Here is a 19,329-nt window from a genome sequence, read left to right on the forward strand (position 1 = left end):
GGCCGGTGAGCCGCGAGGCGCCGCCGGCGCGGCCTCGGGTGGTCTCCGTGGGCGCGCTCACCGCCGGCGGCAGCGGCAAGACGCCCGTCGTGCTGTCCCTGGCGGAGGGCCTGCTGGCACGCGGATATCGTACCGCGATCGTTTCCCGGGGATACGGTTCCGGCGCGGCCGGGCCGCTGATCGTCGACGCCGCGGACCCGAGCTGCGGGGACGAGGCCCGCATGCTCGCCGGCAGCCTGTCCGGCTGCACCGTCGTGCAGGCGCGCGACATGGCTGCGGGACTGCGTATGCTGCGGCAACGGCGGCCGGACACCGAGATCGTGGTGCTCGAGGACGGCCACCAGTGCGCCGGCGCGGGGCGCCATCTGGACGTGTTGATCCTGGACCGCTGGCGCACGGTGGGGCGCGGGCTCGTGCCAGAAACCGGCTTGCGTCTACCCTGGGGACCCTACCGGGAGGATGCGACCGGCGCAGCCCGGGCGGCCGTCTGGCTGTTGTCCCTGCGGGAAGGCGAGGCGTCCCCCGCGCAGCCTGAAGGTGGTCCGGACATGCTGGGTTTCGTCCGCCGCGCGTCGCTGCCGGGAGGCGTAGCGACGCCGGCGGAGATGCCGTACGGTGTGGTGAGCGGGATTGCCGCGCCGGAGCGTTTCGAGGCGGATTGCGCGTTCCTGTGCGGAGGGGAGCCGGCGGTGATCGCGAGATACGACGATCACGCCGCATTTTCCGGCGGCGATGTCGACGATCTGCTCGCGGTCGGGGCAGGGGCCGGCGCACGTTGCTGGCTGACCACGGCCAAGGACCGCGTGAAGCTGTCCCCGCTCTGGCCTCTGCGAGCTCCGCAGCTGCATGTCGTGGCGCTGGAGCTGGTCTGGCGCAGCCCGTCCATCCTCGTCGAAACGGTCCTGTCGCGACTGGAGGCTTGATACCGTGCAGCGCTGCGAACCCGTCATCTCGCGACATCTGGTGATCGGGTCCGGCATCGCGGGCCTGCAGTTCGCCCTGCTCGCCGCCGAGCAGGGCGAGGTGCGTGTCGTGACCAAGAAGGAATCCTTCGAGAGCAACACCAACTACGCCCAGGGCGGGATCGCCGCCGTGCTCTCCCCCCTCGACGATTTCGAGCTCCATGTCCAGGACACCCTCGTCGCCGGGGACGGCCTGTGCGACGAGGCGGTCGTGCGCGCCATGGTGAACGCCGCGCCGCGGCTCATCGAGCGGTTGCTGGAGTACGGCGTACGCTTCACCCGGACGGAGGGGGGCGCTTCCTACGCGCTGGGCCGCGAGGGCGGCCATTCCCGCAACCGCATCGTCCACGCCGCCGATCTCACCGGCCGCGAGCTGGAGAAGTGCCTGCTCGAAGCCTGCCGCAATCATCCCCGTATCAAGCTGGACGAGAACCACGTGGGTCTCGACCTGATCATGGGAAGCGACCTGGCCGGCACGGGACTGCCGGCGGATCGGGTGGCGGGCTGCTGGGTGCTGGACCGTCAGTCCCTGACCTCGACGCCCTACCTGTCTGATGTGATCACGCTCGCTACCGGCGGCTGCGGCAAGGTCTACGCCTATACGTCGAATCCGGACATCGCCACCGGCGACGGCATGGCCATGGCCTATCGCGCCGGCGCCGTCCTGTCCAACCTGGAGTTCGTGCAATTCCATCCGACCTGTCTCTATCACCCCGAAGCCAAGAGCTTCCTGATCTCCGAGGCCGTCCGGGGGGAAGGCGCCCATCTGGTCAACAGCCGCGGCGAGCGGTTCATGTCCCGCTACGATCCCCGGCAGGAACTGGCGCCCCGGGACGTCGTGGCGCGCTCGATCGACCAGGAGCTCAAGCTGACCGGCGAACCCTGCGTGTACCTGGACCTGCGCCACCTGGACAGGGATTTCGTGAACGGGAGATTCCCGAATCTGACCCGGACCTGCCGCCGCTTCGGCATCGACATGGCTGGAGAGCCCGTGCCGGTCGTGCCGGCCGCCCATTACATGTGCGGGGGCGTCAGGATCGACCCCGACGGCCGGACGAGCCTGACGGGTCTGCTGGCCATCGGCGAGGTGGCCTGTTCGGGCGTCCACGGCGCCAACCGTCTGGCCAGCAATTCACTGCTGGAAGCCGTCTACTTCGCCGAGCGGGCTTCCCGGGCGGCGGTGGAGATCGCAGCGGACGTCACAGCGTCATCCGGTGCCCGCTCCGTGCGCGTGGACGGAAGCCTCGGGGTCGAAAAAGGGCCGGAAGCCATGGTCCTAGAACACGACTGGGACGTGGTCCGGCGGGTCATGTGGGACTATGTGGGTATCGTACGCTCCCGCAACCGGCTCGACATCGCGCTGGACCGGATCCGCAACATCCGGGCCACGGTGGAGGCGGTGTACCGCGCCGCCCTGCCCAGCCCGGACCTGGTCGAGCTGCGGAACATCGCGCTGAACGCCGAGTTGATCGTGATCAGCGCGCTGTCACGGCAGGAGAGCCGCGGGCTGCATTACACGCTGGATCATCCGGGCAAGTCGGACGTCGCCGCGGATACGCTCGTGGGCGCCGGTACCGCCTTGCAGGCCATGGCCTGCGACGGGACCACGCCGGGATGAGCTGGCACGAGACAGCATTCGGGAGCCACTACGCCTGGCTCTACGCCCACCGCGATGCGGCGGAGGCGGCGGCCTGCATCGACGCCCTGGCCGGGATCCTGCCGCTGGCAGAGGGGATCGTGCTGGACCTGGGCTGCGGGGAAGGCCGCCATCTCGCCCCGCTGGGGCAACGCTGCCCGCGCGGGGCCGTCGGCGTCGATCTTTCGCCCGCGCTGCTGCGCAACGCCCGGGCGCTGACGGTCGGCGCGCCGCCTCTGGGCCTGATACGTGCCGACATGCGGAGCCTGCCCTTCGGCGGCGGCGTCTTCCGGACGGTGGTGTCCCTGTTCACATCGTTCGGTTATTTCGGAGGTCTCGAAGATCACCGGGACCTGCTCGCCGGCATCGCCCGCGTCCTCGCACCGGGCGGGCGCTGGTGCCTGGATTACCTGAACTGCCGCCAGGTGCGGCGGGACATGGCGGAGCCGCGGACCGCCACCGTGCGCGAGGCGGGACCCTGCCGGGTGACCGAGACCAAGCGCCTGGACCCGGACGGCGACCGCATCCTCAAGCGTGTCGAGATCGCCCCCTTGCCTGGCCGGCGGGACCAGGCCGCCGCCCTGGGCATTCCGGAAACGGGCCTCGCATACACCGAGGCGGTCGCGCTCTTCGAGCCCGAGGAGCTGGACGCCCTGGCTTCGAGCGTCGGCCTGGAGCGGTGCGGTGCCCTAGGCGGCTACGACGGCCGCGCCTTCGCGCCCGATGCGGCGGCGCGCTGGATCCTGGTCTACGGAAAGGACCGTCTGTCGTGAGGATGAGTACATGACCGGCCGGACTTATCCCGTCGCGCGCGGCGCCCCGCTCGCGGCAGTGCCGGACTTGCCGAGCCTGATGATCGACTGGGTGACGGGCGCCGCCTCTTTAGTCGGTGCGACCGCGGAGTGGCGCACCTGTCTGGAATCCCCATCGCCGTCCACTCCGGCGCCGGCCTGGTCCGACACAGCGTGGCGAGACGCCTGGTGGGACGATTTCGCGGCCGATCTGCCCGACGACGAAGCCGTGTCGATCTGCCGCAGCAACGTGGCGGCGCTGGCCGCCGGCGCGGCCGACGTGATCGTCACCGGGCAGCAACCCGGTTTTCTGGGCGGGCCGCTCTACACGCTGTACAAGGCGGCGGCATGCATAGCCGCAGCCGAGGCGCGCAGTGCCGCCGGACGCCCCACCGTGCCGCTCTTCTGGTCCGGCGACGACGACGACGATCTGCGCGAGGCGTTCGCGCCACGTCTCTACGATCCCCGTCGCCGGGCCATCCTGCGTCCGGTCGCGCCGATCCCGGCGGCGTCCCTGTCGGTGGGCGCCCTGCCGGCCTCGCTGGCCGGCGCCGGGGAGGCCGCGTGGCTCGCGGAACGGGCCGCGCATGAACCGCTGGCCCGCCGTCTCGCCGGGATCTGGCAGTCGGCCATCGCCGGCCGACAAACCTGGGGCCGTCTCCACCGGCGCGCCCTGCTGCTGCTGTTCGGTCGCAGCGGCATGCTGGCGCTTTCCGGCGGCGACGCCCGCCTCCATGCCGCGGCGGCACCACTGTACGCACGGATCCTGCAGGACGAGGCCGGCTTGGCGGCCCGCGCCGCGCAGAGGGGAGATCGGCTCGTCGCGGACGGATACCACGCCCAGATCGCAGAGGGGTCCCTGGCGAGACCGTTCAGCGTTGCCGTCGACGGGCAACGCCGGCGCCTGGGCGATAAGAACGCCCGCCCCTCGGACCCGGCGTCGCTGCGACCAGGCGTGCTGTTCCGCTCTCCCGTACAGGACTGGCTCTTCCGTCCGGCGGGCGTCGTGGTGGGGCCCGGCGAATTGTCGTACCTGAAGCAGACGGAGCCCGTGTACGAGGCGCTGGAAATGCCACGGCCGCCGCTGGTGCCGCGTCTCTTCTGTACACTGACCCAGGATGCGGCGGCGGGATCCCGTTCCGACGCGCCGGTCCACGGGGCCGCCTCGGCGGCCGCGCTCACACGCGTGGACGGCGTGGCGGCGGAGTCTCTCACGGACGTGTTGCGCGAGACGTTCGGTCTCACCGCGGCCGAGGCCCGGGACGTCGCAGCGCCGAACCTGAAGCGTTGGTCCGCGCGCAACAGCGCACTGTTCGACCGGCTCGCCGGGACGGGCGACGGACCGGACGGGCGCCCGGCGTGGGTCGCGCCCGGTGCGCGACGCCAGGAACGCGTGCTGGCCATGCACTGGGCCACGGCCCTCTGGGGGGAGACGCTGACGGATGCCGTGCTGGCGGCGGCGCAGGCTCATCTGGCCTCCGGGGCGGCAGGGGAGTGGGCGGACTGGCGAATCGTCGTCGGCGCCGCCGGAAGCGAAAGGAACGAGACATGAACGATGTCGCGGCACGTTGCGATCTGCTCTGCATCTCACCGCACAGCGACGACGCCGAGATCGCTCTGGGCGGGACCGTGCGCCGTCTGGCCGACGCCGGCCGAGCGGTTTGGCTCTGCGATCTGACGCGCGGCGAACTGGGTTCCAACGGCACGCCGGAGCTCAGATGGCGCGAGGCGACCGCCGCCGCGGAGATCCTGGGCGTCGCCGGGCGTCTCCAGTACGACCTGCCCGACGGTTTCATCTCGGAACACGACGCGTCACAGGTGGCGGTCGTGACGGACGTGATCCGCAGGCTGCGCCCGCGCTGGGTGGTGGCCGCCCCCATGCCCAACCGCCACCCGGACCACCGGGCGGTTCCCGGCCTGGTGCGCAAGGGGGCCTTCATGGCGCGCCTGGCCGCCTGGCTGCCCGCCGGGTCCGGGGCTCGGGTCTGGCCGGAGGGGACGCCTCTGCCGGAACCGGCAGGGCGTTGGGAATGCGAGGCTGTCTGCACGGTCTGTCCCCCCGGGGACAGACCCGACGCCTATTTCGACGTGAGCGGCGTGTGGGAGGCCAAGATCGCGGCCCTGCGTTGCTACGCCAGCCAGTTCGAGCCCGGAGCGGGCGCTCGCACCACCCTGATCAACGATCCCGCGTTCCTGCAGGAGGTCGAGCGTTGGGCGCGCGGGTGGGGCTTCCGTGCGGGCGTCGAACTGGCGGAGGCCCTGCGCGTCGAAGCCGCTCCCGTGTACAGGGACCTGCCGACGGAGCGCTGGTCGTGAACCGCTTGCCGGTGATCGGAATCACCTGCTATCCGTCCGCAGGCGGCAGCGGCATCGTCGCCAGCGAGCTGGGGCTCAACCTCGCCCGCCGCGGCTACGAGGTGCACTTCATCACCGACGCCATGCCGGTCCGGCTGCAGCGGTACGAGCGGAACATCTTCTTCCACCAGGTGGAAGCGGTCTCCTACCCGGTCTTCCGGCACACGCCCTACACCCTGGCCCTGGCGACCAAGATGTGCGAGGTGGCCCGTCACCACGGCCTGGACATCCTGCACGTCCATTACGCCATCCCCCACGCCGCCAGCGCCTACCTGGCCCGCTGCATGCTCGGCCGGGAGAACATCGCCATCATCACGACGCTGCACGGTACCGACATCACCCTGGTCGGCCAGGAGCCGTCCTATTTCGAGATGACCCGCTTCCTGATCGCCGAGAGCGACGCGGTGACCGCCGTGAGCACCTCGCTGAGGGAAGAGACCGCCCGCATTTTCGGTTGCGCGCGCGAGATCGAGGTCATTCCCAACTTCGTCGACCCGCGGCGCTTCAGGCCCCGCCTCGACCTCGATCGCGGCGCGTACGCCTCCCGGGACGAGAAGCTTATCCTGCACGCTTCGAATTTCCGCCCGGTGAAGAACATTCCCAACGTGCTGCGCGTCTTCGCCGGGATCACCGCCAAGGTGCCCAGCCGGCTGCTGTTGCTGGGCGAGGGACCCGAGCGGGGCCCGGCCGAGCGGCTGGCGGTGGAACTGGGCGTGAGGGACCGGGTCACCTTCCTGGGCCAGCTCGAGAACCTGGAGGATCTGCTGGCAGTGGCCGATCTGACCCTGCTGCCCTCGCGGCACGAGTCCTTCGGCCTGGTGGCGCTGGAGTCGATGGCCTGCGGCACGCCCGTCATCGCGACGAACGTCGGCGGCACAAGCGAGTTCATCGAGGATGGGCACAACAGCTTCCTGTGCGACCCGGACGAGATCGATCTCTGGGTCGCCACGGCGACGCGGCTGCTGCGGGACGACGCGCTGTACCGGCAGATCGCCGACGACGGGCTGCGCGACGCGGTGGCGCGTTTCGGAACACCCTGCGTGATCAAGCTCTACGTTCAGCTCTACGATAGATTGCTCGCGCAGCGGGGCGCCTGAGCCGCAGGGAACTCCCGGCGGCCGCTCCCGTTTCACCGCGACGGCCGCGCAATCCGGCCTTGCCGCCGGGGGCCGGGGTGGTACATTGCTGGGGACGGACCGGTGCAACGGTCGTCCCTGCCAGAAGGAGCTGACATGGTTCATACCGCTTTCCTGGCCGCGCTGGGAGCCTCGGAGATGATGGGCCTGCTGCGCGACACGACCCTGCTGGGCAAGACCATCTTGCTCATCCTGTTCCTGCTGTCGGTCATGTCGTGGGCGGTCATGATCGACAAGGCCCGCACCCTGTCCGCGATCCGCAAGGGGCACGCCAAGTTCTGGCGTCTTTGCGAAACATGGCTCGAGCGCGGCGGGGGCTCCGCCGACCTCGACGGATGGTGCCGCGGGCGCGAGGATCTGCCCCTGGCCAACCTCTGGCTGGAGGGGCGCAGCCAGCAGTCCCCCGCCGCCGTGCGCCGCGCCGCCGAACGCGTGGCCTACGCCGAGATCGAGGCGCTCGAGCGTTACCTGATCGTCCTGTCGACCACGGTCACCATCGCGCCGTTCCTGGGCCTCATGGGCACCGTCTGGGGCATCATGCAGGCCTTCTGGGACATGGCGGCCATGCGCAGCGCCAATCTCACCGTGGTGGCGCCCGGCATCGCCGAGGCGCTGATCACGACCATCGCCGGGCTCTCGGCGGCCATTCCGGCCGTGGTCTTCTACAACCTGTTCGTGCGCAAGATCGACCTGATCGGGAACGAGCTGGAGCGCCTGCGCACCCTGCTCGAGGAAGCCGCGCCGCAAACCGCGCGAAACACGGAACGCGACCATGCTCCCCGCCGGCCCGAGACCCACGAGAAGGAGCGGATCCGATGAAAAGGCGGTCGGCGTACCGCAGCCTCTCGGAGATCAACATCACCTCGCTGGTGGACGTCACGCTCTGCCTGTTGATCATCTTCATGCTGACCGCGCCCTATATCCAGGGCGGCGTGGAGGTGAACCTGCCCCGCACGGAGACGCGCGAGGTCGTGGTGGAGGAGGGGCCGATCGTCACCGTGACCAAGAACCGCGAGATCTACTTCGACGAGGATCCCGTGGACATGGACGGTCTGGCGGACCGGCTGTCCGCCTTCCTGGACCGGCGCGACGAACTGCCCGTTTACCTGCGCGCCGATGCCGAAGTGCCCTACGGCTTCGCCCTGCAGGTGATGGCGGCGATCGAACGTCTCGGCTTCTCCAACCTCAGCCTGGTTGCCGACCAGGAACTCGCGCAGGCGGCCCTGCCGTGACTCGCGCCTTCCCGGTCTCGCTGCTCTGCCACTTCCTGGTCCTGGCGACGATAGTCTGGTTCGGATCGCACGTCACACGTCAGGTGCTGCCGCGCCAGCACAACATCTCCGTCCGCCTGGCCAGGCTGCCGCAGCCCCGGCCCGAGGTCGCGCGCGACGAGCCAGTGCAGCCGCCGCTGCAGGAGGAGGATCAGATCCCCGAGCCGGTCGTCCAGCAGGAACGGAGAGAGACACCGGCCGTCGTGCCCGAGGAACCTGAGCGGCGGGTCGTGGCCGAGACCAAGGAGCCCGAGCCCGCGGCGCGGCGGAACGATCCCGCACCGGACGTGAGCGACGCCGCCGCGCCTGTGACGCAACCGGAAACCAGGGCGCCGCAACCCGTGGTGGGCACGGACGTGGCCATCCCGCCACGTTTCGCGTACTACATCGATCTGCTCGAGTCCCGCATCGCGCGCAACTGGCATCCCAAGCAGCTCGGTTTCCGGGAGGCCTCGGCCCGCGTCTGCAAGATCCATTTCCATGTGGAGCAGAACGGCTTGATCACCCGCGAGACCATCGTCCAGTCCTCGGGCGTCCCGCTGATGGACCGCGAATCCCTCAAGGCGGTCAGATCCGTCGGACATTTCATGCCCCTGCCGCGCGGTCTGGCCGACAACGCGCTGGGCGTGACCTATACCTTCACCCTCACTTCAGGGAATTGACTCCATGACCCGACACGACATGATGTCCCTGCAGATGATGCTGACCGCTGCGCTGGTCCTGGTCGCGGCGCCGGCCCGGGCGGGAGATCCGGAAATCAACCTCGGCACCACACGGGCCTCGATCGACCGGCTCGACATGCTGGTGCAGCCCCTGGAGGTGGTCTCGGGCGGGACCGAGGCCCAGGAGGCGGCCTGGCTGGTCGAGTCGGTCATCCGCATCGACCTGGACTACAGCGGTTTCTTCCGGGCCCTGTCGGTCGAGGACATGAGCGACACCACCCAGGTCCAGTACGCCGTGGAAGGACTGCTGGAGGGGCGGTTGCCGGGGACGGGCGTCACCGCGCAGGAGCGCGCCCCCCTGCTGACCCTGAAGCTCGTGGCGTATCCCGGGCGGCAGCTCCTGCTGAGCAAGCGCTACCGTCCGACCTGGGACCGACTGCGCGCCACCGCGCATCACTTCGTCAACGAGTTGCACCTGTTCCTGAACATGGAGGCGGGGATCAGCCTGACCAAGGTGGTCTTCGCGCGGGGCACCGGCGAGCGGCGCGACATCTACTGCGTCGACTACGACGGCGAGAACCTGCTGCGCCTGACGGCCAACCGCACCCTCAACCTGTTTCCCGCCTGGGCGCCCGACAACGACCGCGTGGCCTTCATGTCCTACCGGGATGGACAACAGGGCATCTACCTGCTGGACACCGGCACGGGCAAGGTCCGGCTGGTGAACGAGACGATCGGTTCCAACCTGGCGCCCGCCTGGCACCCGGAAGGGGAGGAGGTGCTGGTGTCGCTGTCGAAGGTGGGACAGCACGAGATCTACCGCATGGACCTCGCCGGCAAGATCATCCGCCGCCTGACGGTCTCGCCGGCCATCGAGATCTCACCGTCGTGGTCCCCCACGGGCCGGGACGTGGTCTTCACCAGCGACAGGACCGGTTCTCCCCAGCTATATATAATGGACGCAGACGGTTCCGGTCGTCGTCGCCTCACCTTCGAGGGCCGCTACAACGACGCCGCGGACTGGTCCCCGAGCGGCGAACAGATCATCTACGCCTGCCGCGATGACGACATCACGCAGATCGTTTTGATCGAGGCCCACGGGGAGAACAGGCGTGTCCTGACGGACACGTCGTGGCGGAATTGCGAGGATCCGAGCTGGGCTCCCGACGGACGCCACATCGTCTTCGCTTCCGACCGGACGGGCGTCTTCAAGCTCTACGTCATGGATGTCCGGGACGGCGCGAGTCGCCAGTTGACCTTTGGCGCCGAGTCGGATAAAACTCCTGATTGGTCTCCTTGACATTGCGTGTTAGATTTCGCGGGTACTTGAACCGACCAAGACAGCGATTGCTGGAAAGGAGTCTCGTCATCATGTACCGGACATTATTGATGGTGAGTGTCATGCTGGTCGCCCTGCTCGTGTTCGCGGGCTGCGGCTCCAAGGAAGAACCCCCCGTGGTGACCGATACCACGCCGGTCGTCACCGAGCCTATCGTGGCGGAACCCGTCGTCGAGGAGCCCACCGACAAGGTGCCTCCCGCACCCGCGCCGATCGACTACGCGAGCATGACGCCCCAGGAGTACGGGATCGAAGACGTGTTCTTCGCCTTCGACGAGTACAGCCTGACGGACGAAGCCATGAGGACGTTGAACGCCGCGTCCAGGATCATGCGGGAGCACTCCGACCTGGTCTACATGATCGAGGGCCACTGCGACGAGCGCGGCACCGTGGAATACAACCTGGCGCTGGGCGAGAGACGCGCCGTCGCCGTCCGTGATTACCTGGTCTCGCTGGGCATGCCGGCCCGCCAGCTGCGGATCACCTCCTACGGCGAGGAACGCCCCTTCGCGTTCGGCAGCAACGAGAGCGCCTGGGCGCTGAATCGCCGGGGCCACTTCTCGCGTCCCTAGGAGTCCGTGATGGGCAGAGGCTACCGCCGGGCATTGGGCCTGCTGCCGATTCTGTTACTGGCAGCAGGCTGCAGCCCGCAGTTCGAACACATCGAATCCGCGGTCGAGCGCAACCGCGACGAGATTCGTCTCGTGCGCGACGAGCAGATGATCATCCGCCGGGAGGTGGAGAGCCTCAACGCGGTGCTGCGCTCGGACCAGGGCACCGGCCTGGAGTCCTCGGCGATCCTGCAGGCCAAGATCTCGCAGATGCTGAGCAAGCTGGACCGGGTCGATCGCAAGCTTGACGACAACAACGAGTTCATGCGCAGCCTCTCCGCCCGGGTCGACCTGCTGGCCACCCGTCTCGGCCTGCCGACTCTCGGCGAGTACAAGACCGTCTCGGGCGATGCCGCCGAACTGGACGTGCTGCCGGAGGAGGGACGCGCCCTCTTCAACGCCGCCCTGCTGGACCGCGACCGCGGGAACATGGCCGCGGCCGCCGAGGGCTTCCGGGAGTTCCGGGAGCGCTACGGCCGCTCCGAGTTGACCGACGACGCCGGCTACTGGCTGGGCGAGATGGCCTACGCGGACGGCGAGTACCAGCAGGCCCTGGCACACCTGCAAGGCGTGATCGACGGCCCGCGCGACGCAGACCGGCGGGCCGACGCCCTGCTCAAGGCCGTCTTCGCCGCCCAGGCCAAGGGCGACGAAGCGGCGGCCCGGAGCTTCCTGGAGACGCTGCGGAGGGATTTCCCCGATTCGGAACAAGCCGCCCTGGCCGAGGCGGAGATGTCGAGGCCGTGAGGAAATTTGGAACGGAGGCGAGATGAACAAGATCCCAGTCCTGAAGATGGCGCGCGACCTGTCCCAACCCTTCCGTCCGGTGGAGATCACGGAACTCGACGGCGCCTATCACGCCTTCATCGTCCGCTACAGCGGCGACTACATCGCCCACAGCCATTCGGCCGACGAGTTCATCTACATCATGGAGGGCATGATCGACGTCGAGCTGAACGACAAGACGGTGACCGTGAAGCAGGGCGAGGCGATCCTGATCCCCGCCGGCACGCCGCATCGGCCGCGCTGCAAGAACATGGCCCTCGCGCTGGTCACCGAGACCAAGGGCCTGCAGATCGAAGGACGTGAATAGGTCCGTTCGCCCCTGCCTCGATCATCCTCAGAGGCCGGCCTCGCTCGCGGGGTCGGCCATCTTCTTCTCGATCCAGAGCACGGTCTCGCGGCTGCCGACGAAAAGGGGCACGCGCTGGTGCAGAGCTGTGGGCTGGATCTCGAGGATGGGACCCTGGCCGTTGCTCGCATAGCCGCCCGCCTGCTCGGCGATCATGGCCAGGGGGGCGGCCTCGTACAGGAGCCTCAGCTTGCCGTCAGGGCGTCCCTCGTGCGCCGGATAGAGGAACACGCCGCCGTACAGCAGGTTGCGGTGGAAGTCGGCCACGAGCGAGCCGATGTAACGGGCGGTAAGTCCCGGCGTGTCGTCGTCGCGCCCGTACTTGAGCCGGCGCACGATCTCGCGCACGACGGGCGGCCAGCGCGACTCGTAGCCCTCGTTGACGGAATACATCTGCGCGGCGAAGGGCATGCGTATGTTCTCGTGGCTGAGCAGGAACTCGCCGATGCCCGGATCCAGGGTGAAACCGTGCACGCCGTGGCCCGTCGTGTAGACGAACATGGTCGAGGAGCCGTAGATGACGTAGCCGGCCGCCAACAACGCGCTGCCGGGCTGCAGCAGGTCCGCGTCTCCCGGCACGCCACTCAGGGAGCGCCGCCGGTAGATGGAAAAGATGGTGCCGATGCTCACGTTCGCGTCGATGTTGCTGGATCCGTCGAGGGGATCGAAGATCACTACGTAGTTGCCGCTGCCGCTGCCCACCTCCTTCACGACCGGTTCCTCGAGCTCCTCCGAGGCCAGCATGCAGGCCTGCCCGCGTCGCCCCAGGCAGCGCAGCATGATGCGGTTGGCGTACTCGTCGAGTTTCTGGACGATCTCGCCCTGCACGTTCTCCTCGCCGGTGGAACCCAGGATATCCTCCACCAGTCCGGCGCGGCCCACCTCGCGGGAGATGATCTTGGCGGCGAAGGAGATGTCGTTGAGCAGGCTCGTGAAGTCGCCGCTGGCGCTGGGGTGCATGCGCTGCAGGTCCAGGATATGCGATTCGACGTTCATGAGGTTGCCGGCTGGTGTCATGGGGACGCTCCTCTGTGATATGGCTCCGACCGACTAATCTAGCAGGTTCGGCGGGGTCTGGCGAGTTCGGATGAGCCGGATTGGGGTTGCCAAGACGGGCCCGGTTTCGCATTGTTCGCCTGTGCGTCGGACGGACCTCTCGAGGCCGCGACGCGAAGTGGTCCGCAGACACGCGCCACCCATCCCCGGTACGCCGGATCCCTGGAGGAGAGCCATGTCCAATATGCTGCCCATACCCCCGCTGCCCTACAACGAGCCGGTACTCGGCTTCTTGCCCGGTTCGCCGGAGCGCGCGGAATTGAAGGCCAAGCTCGCGGAGATGGCCGCGCAGATCGTCGAGATCCCCGTGGTGATCGATGGCCGGGACATCCACACCGGCGATCTGGGGGAGTGCCGCATGCCCCACAAGCACGCGCACCTGCTGGGCACCTACCACAAGGCCGGCGCCGGGGAAGTGAAGGCCGCCGCCGCCGCCGCCCGCAAGGCGAAGAAGGGCTGGGCCGCCATGCCCTGGCAGGCCCGCGCCGCCATCTTCCTCAAGGCCGCCGAGCTGCTGGCCGGCCCCTGGCGCAGCGCCGTCAACGCCGCCACCATGCTCGGCCAGTCCAAGACCTGCTTCCAGGCCGAGATCGACGCCGCCTGCGAGCTGATCGACTTCTGGCGCTTCAACGTGTCCTTCGCCTACGACATCATGGGCGAACAGCCGGAGTCGGCGCCCGGCGTGTGGAACATGCTGGAGCAGAGGCCGCTGGACGGGTTCGTCTTCGCCGTGACCCCGTTCAACTTCACGAGCATCGCCGGCAACCTGCCCACCGCGCCCGCCCTGATGGGCAACACCGTACTGTGGAAGCCGGCCTCGAGCGCCGTCTATTCCGCTTACCTGCTGATGCAGCTGCTCGAGGAAGCCGGCCTGCCCGACGGCGTCATCAACATGATTCCCGGCAGCGGCGGTCAGGTGGGCGACCCGGTCCTGGCGCACCCGGAGCTGGCCGGCGTCCACTTCACCGGCAGCACCGCGGTCTTCAACGGCATGTGGGAAACCATCGGCAGGAACATCGGCACCTACGGCTGCTATCCGCGCATCGTCGGCGAGACCGGCGGCAAGGACTTCGTGTTCGCGCACGCGTCGGCCGACCCGCAGGCCCTGGTGACCGCCCTGGTGCGCGGCGCCTTCGAGTACCAGGGGCAGAAGTGCTCCGCGGCGAGCCGCGCCTACATCCCCAATGAGCTGTGGAAGACGATCCGGCCCCGGTTGCTCGACGAGATCAAGAGCATCAAGATGGGCGACGTCACGGACTTCAGCAATTTCATGGCCGCGGTGATCGACCGCGCCGCCTTCGAGAACATCAAGGGCTACATCGACACCGCCCGCAAGCGCAACAGCGGCGCCAAGATCATCGCCGGCGGCGGCTGCGAAGACGCGCTGGGCTACTTCATCGAACCCACGGTCATCATGGCCGACCGGCCGGACTTCGTGACCATGCGCGAGGAGCTCTTCGGTCCCGTGCTGACCGTCTACGTCTACGACGAGCAGGACTGGCTCAAGACGCTGCGCCTCTGCGACAGGGGCTCGGCCTACGCCCTGACCGGGGCCGTCTTCGCCCGGGACCGTGCAGCCATCGAACAGGCCCGCGCCGAGCTCGAGGGCGCCGCCGGCAACTTCTACGTCAACGACAAGCCCACGGGCGCCGTGGTCGGTCAGCAGCCCTTCGGCGGCTCGCGCGCCTCGGGCACCAACGACAAGGCCGGCTCCTACCTGAATCTCACCCGCTGGGTCAGCCCGCGGACGATCAAGGAGACCTTCGATCCGCCCCGGGACTACCGTTACCCCTTCATGGCGAAGAAGTAACCGTCGGCGGGCGAGCGAGTGCGAAAAGGGGCGGTCCGTGCGGACCGCCCCTTGGTTTCACCTGCCTGGTGCCGGAGGTGGGACTTGAACCCACACGACCCGAAGGTCACCGGATTTTGAGTCCGACGCGTCTACCAGTTCCACCACTCCGGCACCGGGCGGCCATGATAAGTCGCAGGGCCGACGGCGTCAAGGCGGCCGCCAGCCGAAACCCATTTGACAGTCCGCAGCGGTTGACCCATATTATGGCCTCTTCGGTGGGGCCATAGCTCAGCTGGGAGAGCGCATGACTGGCAGTCATGAGGTCAGGGGTTCGATCCCCCTTGGCTCCACCAGAAATCAGCATCAAGAAGGGGAGTTGGTGATATTGCCAACTCCCCTCGCGTTTCGGTGTCGGATCTGATGCCTGGCTGCTTGACTACCACTCTATCTGAACGCCTGCTTCGTCGCGCTCCAGCTCATGACGTCGTTGCCCACGAATTCGTGGCACGTGGAGCAGGTAAAGCCGTTCCCGTCGGACGGCGCGTTGACGCGGTGGAAGTTCCACAGGGGGTCGGGGATGTGGCATGCTGCGCAGGCGGAGGTCCGGGGGTTGTCGCCGATCGATACGTGGCATTCGGAGCAATCGGCGAACGACGTATGGAAGTTGTGCAGTTGAGCGCCAGGTCCGCCCTCGAAAGCCGGATGGCACTGGTTGCAGTTGTTGGAGCCGCTGTAACGGGAGTAGGCGGAGGCCTGGGCCGCCCAGATCAGCGCCACGGCCGCCAGCGCCAGCATCGTCAGGATCGTTGTCCGTCTGTTCATGGTGGATCTCCTTCGCCGCACGAGGTGTCGCCGGCGCGCACCTCAAATGGCGACGCCGGAGCATGGAATACCTACCAATTAACTATAGAATAGCAGACGAGGCAACAAATGCTTTAACTATTTGAGATACTGAAGGATACGATGCCCCCTCATCGGGAAGCGCGGCGCACCTCCGTGGCGCGCAGGATGAAATCGTTGCCGGCGGAGACGCCGCCCTCGGGAGGTACGGCGGCGGCCACGGGCGGCGGCAGGCGCAGGTTCTTGCGCGCGATCGTCTCCGGGATGACGTGGATCTCGTACCACCCCGGGGGGATCTCCTGGAAGAGGTAGTAGCCGTCGAACTCGCTGACAGTCTTGCGCACCGAGCGTTGCGCCAGGTCGACGAGTTCCAGGCCGATGTTGCGCAGGGGTATGTCCCCGCCCGGGGTGCGGGCGTAGACGGTGCCCTCGATGTCGCCGGAATATGTGACCGGAAACTCCAGCACGACGTGGCCGCCCGGATGCCCTGTGGCGCGCACCCCCTCGCCCGAGGGCAGCAGGAAGGGATCCTGCAGGGACGTCAGGTCCAGCGAGAGATCACGCTCGCGATGCGCGGGCAGGCCGGCAAGATAGGCGATGCCGTTCGAGCCCGTGACCGCCTCGTTCCAGGCGCCGGCGCCGGTGATGCGGACCTCGGGCAGGGGGGCGTCCTGGTCGTCGTACAGGCCGTTGGCGTTGCGATCCAGGAAGACGCGGGCCGAGGCGCCGTAACCCTCGGACATGCGTTGCCGCTGCACGTGCATGCGCATGGTCTCTGGCACCTTCGTCACCGACGTCGAGATGGCGAGGCTCAGGTAGGGCTTCTGCTCGCCCGCGGCGTTGGCGCTGAAGGCGACGCTGAAGGTGTCCATCAACAGCCCGAGCGAGCCGCCGAGGGTGGTGGGGATGGCGCCGTCGAAACGGTGCGTGGCGTGTGCGCCCAGCCGCAACCTGCCCAGGGGATTCCAGTAGGCGCTGCCGGAGACCGATTTGAGTGACGTGGTGGGCCGCAGACGGCTGCTCAACGATCCCCGCAGCAGCAGTGGACCCCAGATGCCCCGCGCGAGTTGATCCAGGAAGATCTGGTCGTAGTCCCCTAGCGAAGACCGGCTGTTGCGATACTCGAGCTTGGTGCTCATCTGCAGGCCGCGCCACAGGGTGGCCGCCCGCAGTTGCATCTGGTCCTGGCGGGTGATGCCCCGGCCGGTGTATCCGGTCGTCTGTACCTGCAGATCGTAGGCGAGATTGCGGTTGCCCCAGGTGGTGGATCCGCCGAGGCGGACGCGGGTCTCGTCGGTTCGTTGCTGGGTGACGGGATTGGCGTCGCTCACGAAATCCCGGTAGAGGAACTGCTCGGCCGTCAGCGAGCGGGCGAACAGCCGTCCCCGCAGGGAGAAGCTGCCCGCGCTGCCGCCGTCGAGGGCGTTCACGCCGACGGCCTGCAGGTAGTAACCCGCCAGACAGCCGCTGGCGTTCAGACTCAGGTAGTCGTGTTCCACGCCCTCCAGCGGCTGGCGCGTCCAGCCGCCCTGCAGCGACAGCGGTTTGCCGAGCCCGTACCCCGCCTCGAGATGCCCGGTCCAGCGCCCCCGGTCGGGCGTGTCGTCCAGGAGATCGTCGCCCGTGACGAGGAAGCGCTCGTCCTGGACGCCGAACAGACGGTACTCTAGCCGACCCGGGGCGATCATGCTCGCGCCGACGTTCATGTCGCGCGTGTATTCGCGCATTTGGCCCTGGGGACCGTAGAGGACGGTCCTGAACGTGTTCAGGCCGAAGACCAGCGGTACCTCGGTGAACAGGTAGCGGCCCGTCTCGTCGATCGTGCCGAAGTCCAGCAGCGTGTTGTTGCCGTAGAGCTCGGCCTCCCAGCCGGGCGGCCCGTCGCCGCTGATCTCCGTGCTGTCGAAGCGGTCGGGCCGGCGCAGGGGACGGTTGGACAGCAGCAGGCCCCGTCCCAGCTTGCCCCGCAGGACCAGCGGCGTGCTGGGCGCGTAGAGGTCGCCGAAGGAGAATTCGGTGGCCTGCAGCGGCCCCAGCAGCGCGCCGTAGGCGTCGGTGCGGCCGGCGCGGAGCCGCGTCGCGTTGATGACCTTGGCCCCCTCGGTGTGCGTCACGAACACGTCTGTCGCGAGGGTCCCGACGTCGCCGCTGCTCTGGATCGAGAAGCGCGGCGTCATGTCCGGCTCGCGCCCGCGGTACTCGAAGTTGGCGTCCACGAGCGGCCACGTGAACAGGCGATACTCCGCCACCTGCAGCGGCAGACGTTCCGCAAGCGCGCCCCGGTCCAGGTGGCGCGTGCGGATGGCCTCGCGCTTGAGGCGGCTCTGCAGGGGGAGCGTCTCGCGGGGCGTGAGCTTGGCCAGGAGCTGTCCCACCTTCACCTCGATCGTGAAGGGGAACCAGGCCGAGAGCTGGGCGGTGTCGATGTAGATGTCGTCGTTGTCCGAGGCCGCCACGCCCGGCGGGCAGGCGTGCGTCTGGCCGTCGCTGACAACCACACGCGAGGCGAGATCGAGGGAGAAGCGGCGCGACTCGCTGATGAACCAGCCTGCGGCCCGCCCCTGTGCGGGGGAGACCTCGATGGCGAACTCCAGGACATCCGTCAAGGCGCCCAGGGGCATCAGGACGCCCCCGGGATGCTGGAAGGCGATCATGCCCGGACTGACGACCGCGCTGCCGATCCGCAGCTCGAGGATAATGAGGTTCTCGTCGCCGAGATAGTCGGCCGCGTTCGTGGACTGGGCGTCTGAGGCTCCGGCCAGACAGAGCAGTGTGCACAGCAGAGTGGTCAACAGCCACATCATGTTGCGCAGAGAACCCGTCCAGTACCGCAGGTGCTCCATCAGCGGAAGATCCTCTCGGCGACCAGGTCCACCGTGGTGTCGCTCCACAGGTCGCCCCGTCCCAGGGCGCTCTCCTCGAAGCGTACGTACAGGCGGCCATCGGACAGGGCTTCCAGGCCAGGCACGTTCAGCGGCAAACGGATGTGGCGCCGGGGCGTGGGGTGGTAGACGGCGATGCCCACGGCCCTGGCGATGGTCTTGGCGCGGCCGCGGCCGTCGATCCAGTCGACGGTGATGTCGCCGTAGACCGAGCGCTCGCCCTCGCGTGCCAGCACGAGTTCGAGCTGGGGCCGACCGTCCTTGGTCAGGGCGGTGTCCAGGGCGGCCGACGTGAAACTGATGGCGGCGTCGGGGTTGTCGCGCCGGATGATCACGGGGATGCTGGTCTCGATGATGGCCTGGGCGACGGTGTGACCGTCCTGCTGGGCCAGCTCTTCCGGTGTCGGCGCGTTTGGTACCGACTGGAACACCAGGTGGGTGCGGTATTCCCCGTGTTCGAGCCGTCCTTCGCTGGGATTGCGGAGCATGACGCGCACGGTCTGGCTCGCGCCCGGGCCCAGCACGACGCGTCTGGGCGAGAAGCGCAGCAGGTCGCTGGCGAAGCGCTCGCCGGGCAGCGCCTCGGCGGCATCGACGATCTGACCCGTCTCCAGCATCCGCTTGTCGCGCACCAGGATGCGGTAGGTGGCCTCGGCATCGCTCTTGTTGGTCAGGTACACGGTGGCCACGCGCGAACGTCCGTCGAAGACGAGCCTGATGGGAGCGATGGACAGGCCGTTGGCCAAAGTGTCCAGAACGCCGCCACACAGGACGATTGCCGACCACAGCAGGAGCAGTGTCGAACGCCGCAACCACGACCAAACCATAAGCCATCCTCCTTGCAGGCAAATATCGGGGCGCATT

At 68.2% G+C, this 19,329-nt stretch carries 18 protein-coding genes and 2 tRNA genes; 15 read left to right on the top strand and 5 right to left on the bottom strand.

From position 1 onward, the window contains the following. The 13 genes from lpxK to KJ554_15175 form a co-directional block, all read left to right on the top strand. Nucleotides 1–923, top strand: a 923-nt coding sequence (gene lpxK, locus KJ554_15115; protein ID MBU0743661.1) for a tetraacyldisaccharide 4'-kinase, incomplete at its 5' end; no start/stop codon positions are given. Beyond that, on the top strand, nucleotides 847–2,580 hold the full coding sequence (gene nadB / locus KJ554_15120; GenBank protein MBU0743662.1) for an L-aspartate oxidase: 1,734 nt from the start codon (nucleotides 847–849) through the stop codon (nucleotides 2,578–2,580). The genes lpxK and nadB, both read left to right, overlap by 77 nt. Beyond that, nucleotides 2,577–3,371 (top strand): methyltransferase domain-containing protein, encoded by a 795-nt coding sequence (locus tag KJ554_15125; GenBank protein MBU0743663.1) that lies wholly within the window; start codon nucleotides 2,577–2,579, stop codon nucleotides 3,369–3,371. The genes nadB and KJ554_15125 overlap by 4 nt, the downstream gene beginning before the upstream one ends. 10 nt (nucleotides 3,372–3,381) lie before the next feature. Continuing rightward, complete coding sequence (gene bshC, locus KJ554_15130) at nucleotides 3,382–4,941, top strand: bacillithiol biosynthesis BshC (protein ID MBU0743664.1); 1,560 nt, start codon at nucleotides 3,382–3,384, stop codon at nucleotides 4,939–4,941. Further along, nucleotides 4,938–5,705 carry a PIG-L family deacetylase gene (locus tag KJ554_15135; protein ID MBU0743665.1) on the top strand — a complete coding sequence of 256 codons (768 nt, stop codon included), beginning with the start codon at nucleotides 4,938–4,940 and terminating at the stop codon, nucleotides 5,703–5,705. Before bshC ends, KJ554_15135 begins: the two co-directional genes overlap by 4 nt. A gap of 5 nt (nucleotides 5,706–5,710) precedes the next feature. Next, nucleotides 5,711–6,841 carry an N-acetyl-alpha-D-glucosaminyl L-malate synthase BshA gene (gene bshA, locus KJ554_15140; GenBank protein ID MBU0743666.1) on the top strand — a complete coding sequence of 377 codons (1,131 nt, stop codon included), beginning with the start codon at nucleotides 5,711–5,713 and terminating at the stop codon, nucleotides 6,839–6,841. Nucleotides 6,842–6,976: 135 nt separating this feature from the next. After that, a complete protein-coding gene (locus KJ554_15145) occupies nucleotides 6,977–7,699 on the top strand; it encodes a MotA/TolQ/ExbB proton channel family protein (GenBank protein MBU0743667.1) in 723 nt (240 codons plus the stop codon). Then, nucleotides 7,696–8,112 carry a biopolymer transporter ExbD gene (locus KJ554_15150; protein ID MBU0743668.1) on the top strand — a complete coding sequence of 139 codons (417 nt, stop codon included), beginning with the start codon at nucleotides 7,696–7,698 and terminating at the stop codon, nucleotides 8,110–8,112. Before KJ554_15145 ends, KJ554_15150 begins: the two co-directional genes overlap by 4 nt. Further along, a complete protein-coding gene (locus tag KJ554_15155) occupies nucleotides 8,109–8,813 on the top strand; it encodes a TonB family protein (protein MBU0743669.1) in 705 nt (234 codons plus the stop codon). The genes KJ554_15150 and KJ554_15155 overlap by 4 nt, the downstream gene beginning before the upstream one ends. A 4-nt stretch (nucleotides 8,814–8,817) precedes the next feature. Next, entirely contained in the window at nucleotides 8,818–10,113 is a 1,296-nt protein-coding gene (locus KJ554_15160) for a hypothetical protein (GenBank protein ID MBU0743670.1), read from the top strand. A gap of 71 nt (nucleotides 10,114–10,184) precedes the next feature. Then, on the top strand, nucleotides 10,185–10,724 hold the full coding sequence (locus KJ554_15165) for an OmpA family protein (protein MBU0743671.1): 540 nt from the start codon (nucleotides 10,185–10,187) through the stop codon (nucleotides 10,722–10,724). Nucleotides 10,725–10,733: 9 nt separating this feature from the next. Then, a complete protein-coding gene (locus tag KJ554_15170; GenBank protein MBU0743672.1) occupies nucleotides 10,734–11,510 on the top strand; it encodes a tetratricopeptide repeat protein in 777 nt (258 codons plus the stop codon). Nucleotides 11,511–11,532: 22 nt separating this feature from the next. Then, nucleotides 11,533–11,856: a cupin domain-containing protein gene (locus KJ554_15175; protein MBU0743673.1), complete on the top strand. Its 324-nt coding sequence runs from the start codon at nucleotides 11,533–11,535 to the stop codon at nucleotides 11,854–11,856. Between the two features lie 27 nt (nucleotides 11,857–11,883). Here KJ554_15175 and fbp read toward each other — a convergent pair whose 3' ends face one another. Next, nucleotides 11,884–12,912, bottom strand: coding sequence for a class 1 fructose-bisphosphatase (fbp, locus tag KJ554_15180; GenBank protein MBU0743674.1), 1,029 nt, complete (start codon nucleotides 12,910–12,912; stop codon nucleotides 11,884–11,886). Between the two features lie 214 nt (nucleotides 12,913–13,126). Here fbp and pruA point away from each other — a divergent pair, with 214 nt between their 5' ends. Next, nucleotides 13,127–14,761 carry an L-glutamate gamma-semialdehyde dehydrogenase gene (gene pruA / locus KJ554_15185; protein ID MBU0743675.1) on the top strand — a complete coding sequence of 545 codons (1,635 nt, stop codon included), beginning with the start codon at nucleotides 13,127–13,129 and terminating at the stop codon, nucleotides 14,759–14,761. Nucleotides 14,762–14,827: 66 nt separating this feature from the next. Here the strand turns inward: pruA and KJ554_15190 are convergent. Next, nucleotides 14,828–14,914 (bottom strand) — tRNA-Leu (locus KJ554_15190). Between the two features lie 106 nt (nucleotides 14,915–15,020). Here KJ554_15190 and KJ554_15195 point away from each other — a divergent pair. Continuing rightward, nucleotides 15,021–15,096, top strand: a tRNA-Ala gene (locus KJ554_15195). Nucleotides 15,097–15,187: 91 nt separating this feature from the next. On the opposite strand, the gene KJ554_15200 is transcribed toward KJ554_15195, so the two are convergent. The 3 genes from KJ554_15200 to KJ554_15210 form a co-directional block, all read right to left on the bottom strand. Beyond that, nucleotides 15,188–15,565 carry a hypothetical protein gene (locus tag KJ554_15200; protein ID MBU0743676.1) on the bottom strand — a complete coding sequence of 126 codons (378 nt, stop codon included), beginning with the start codon at nucleotides 15,563–15,565 and terminating at the stop codon, nucleotides 15,188–15,190. Between the two features lie 149 nt (nucleotides 15,566–15,714). Next, a complete protein-coding gene (locus KJ554_15205; GenBank protein MBU0743677.1) occupies nucleotides 15,715–18,426 on the bottom strand; it encodes a carboxypeptidase-like regulatory domain-containing protein in 2,712 nt (903 codons plus the stop codon). Further along, nucleotides 18,426–19,292 (bottom strand): fimbria/pilus periplasmic chaperone, encoded by an 867-nt coding sequence (locus tag KJ554_15210; protein ID MBU0743678.1) that lies wholly within the window; start codon nucleotides 19,290–19,292, stop codon nucleotides 18,426–18,428. The genes KJ554_15205 and KJ554_15210 overlap by 1 nt, the downstream gene beginning before the upstream one ends. Between the last annotated feature and the right edge of the window lie 37 nt (nucleotides 19,293–19,329).

It is taken from the genome of bacterium (assembly GCA_018814885.1).
In the GTDB taxonomy this organism is placed as follows: Bacteria; Krumholzibacteriota; Krumholzibacteriia; order LZORAL124-64-63; family LZORAL124-64-63; genus JAHIYU01.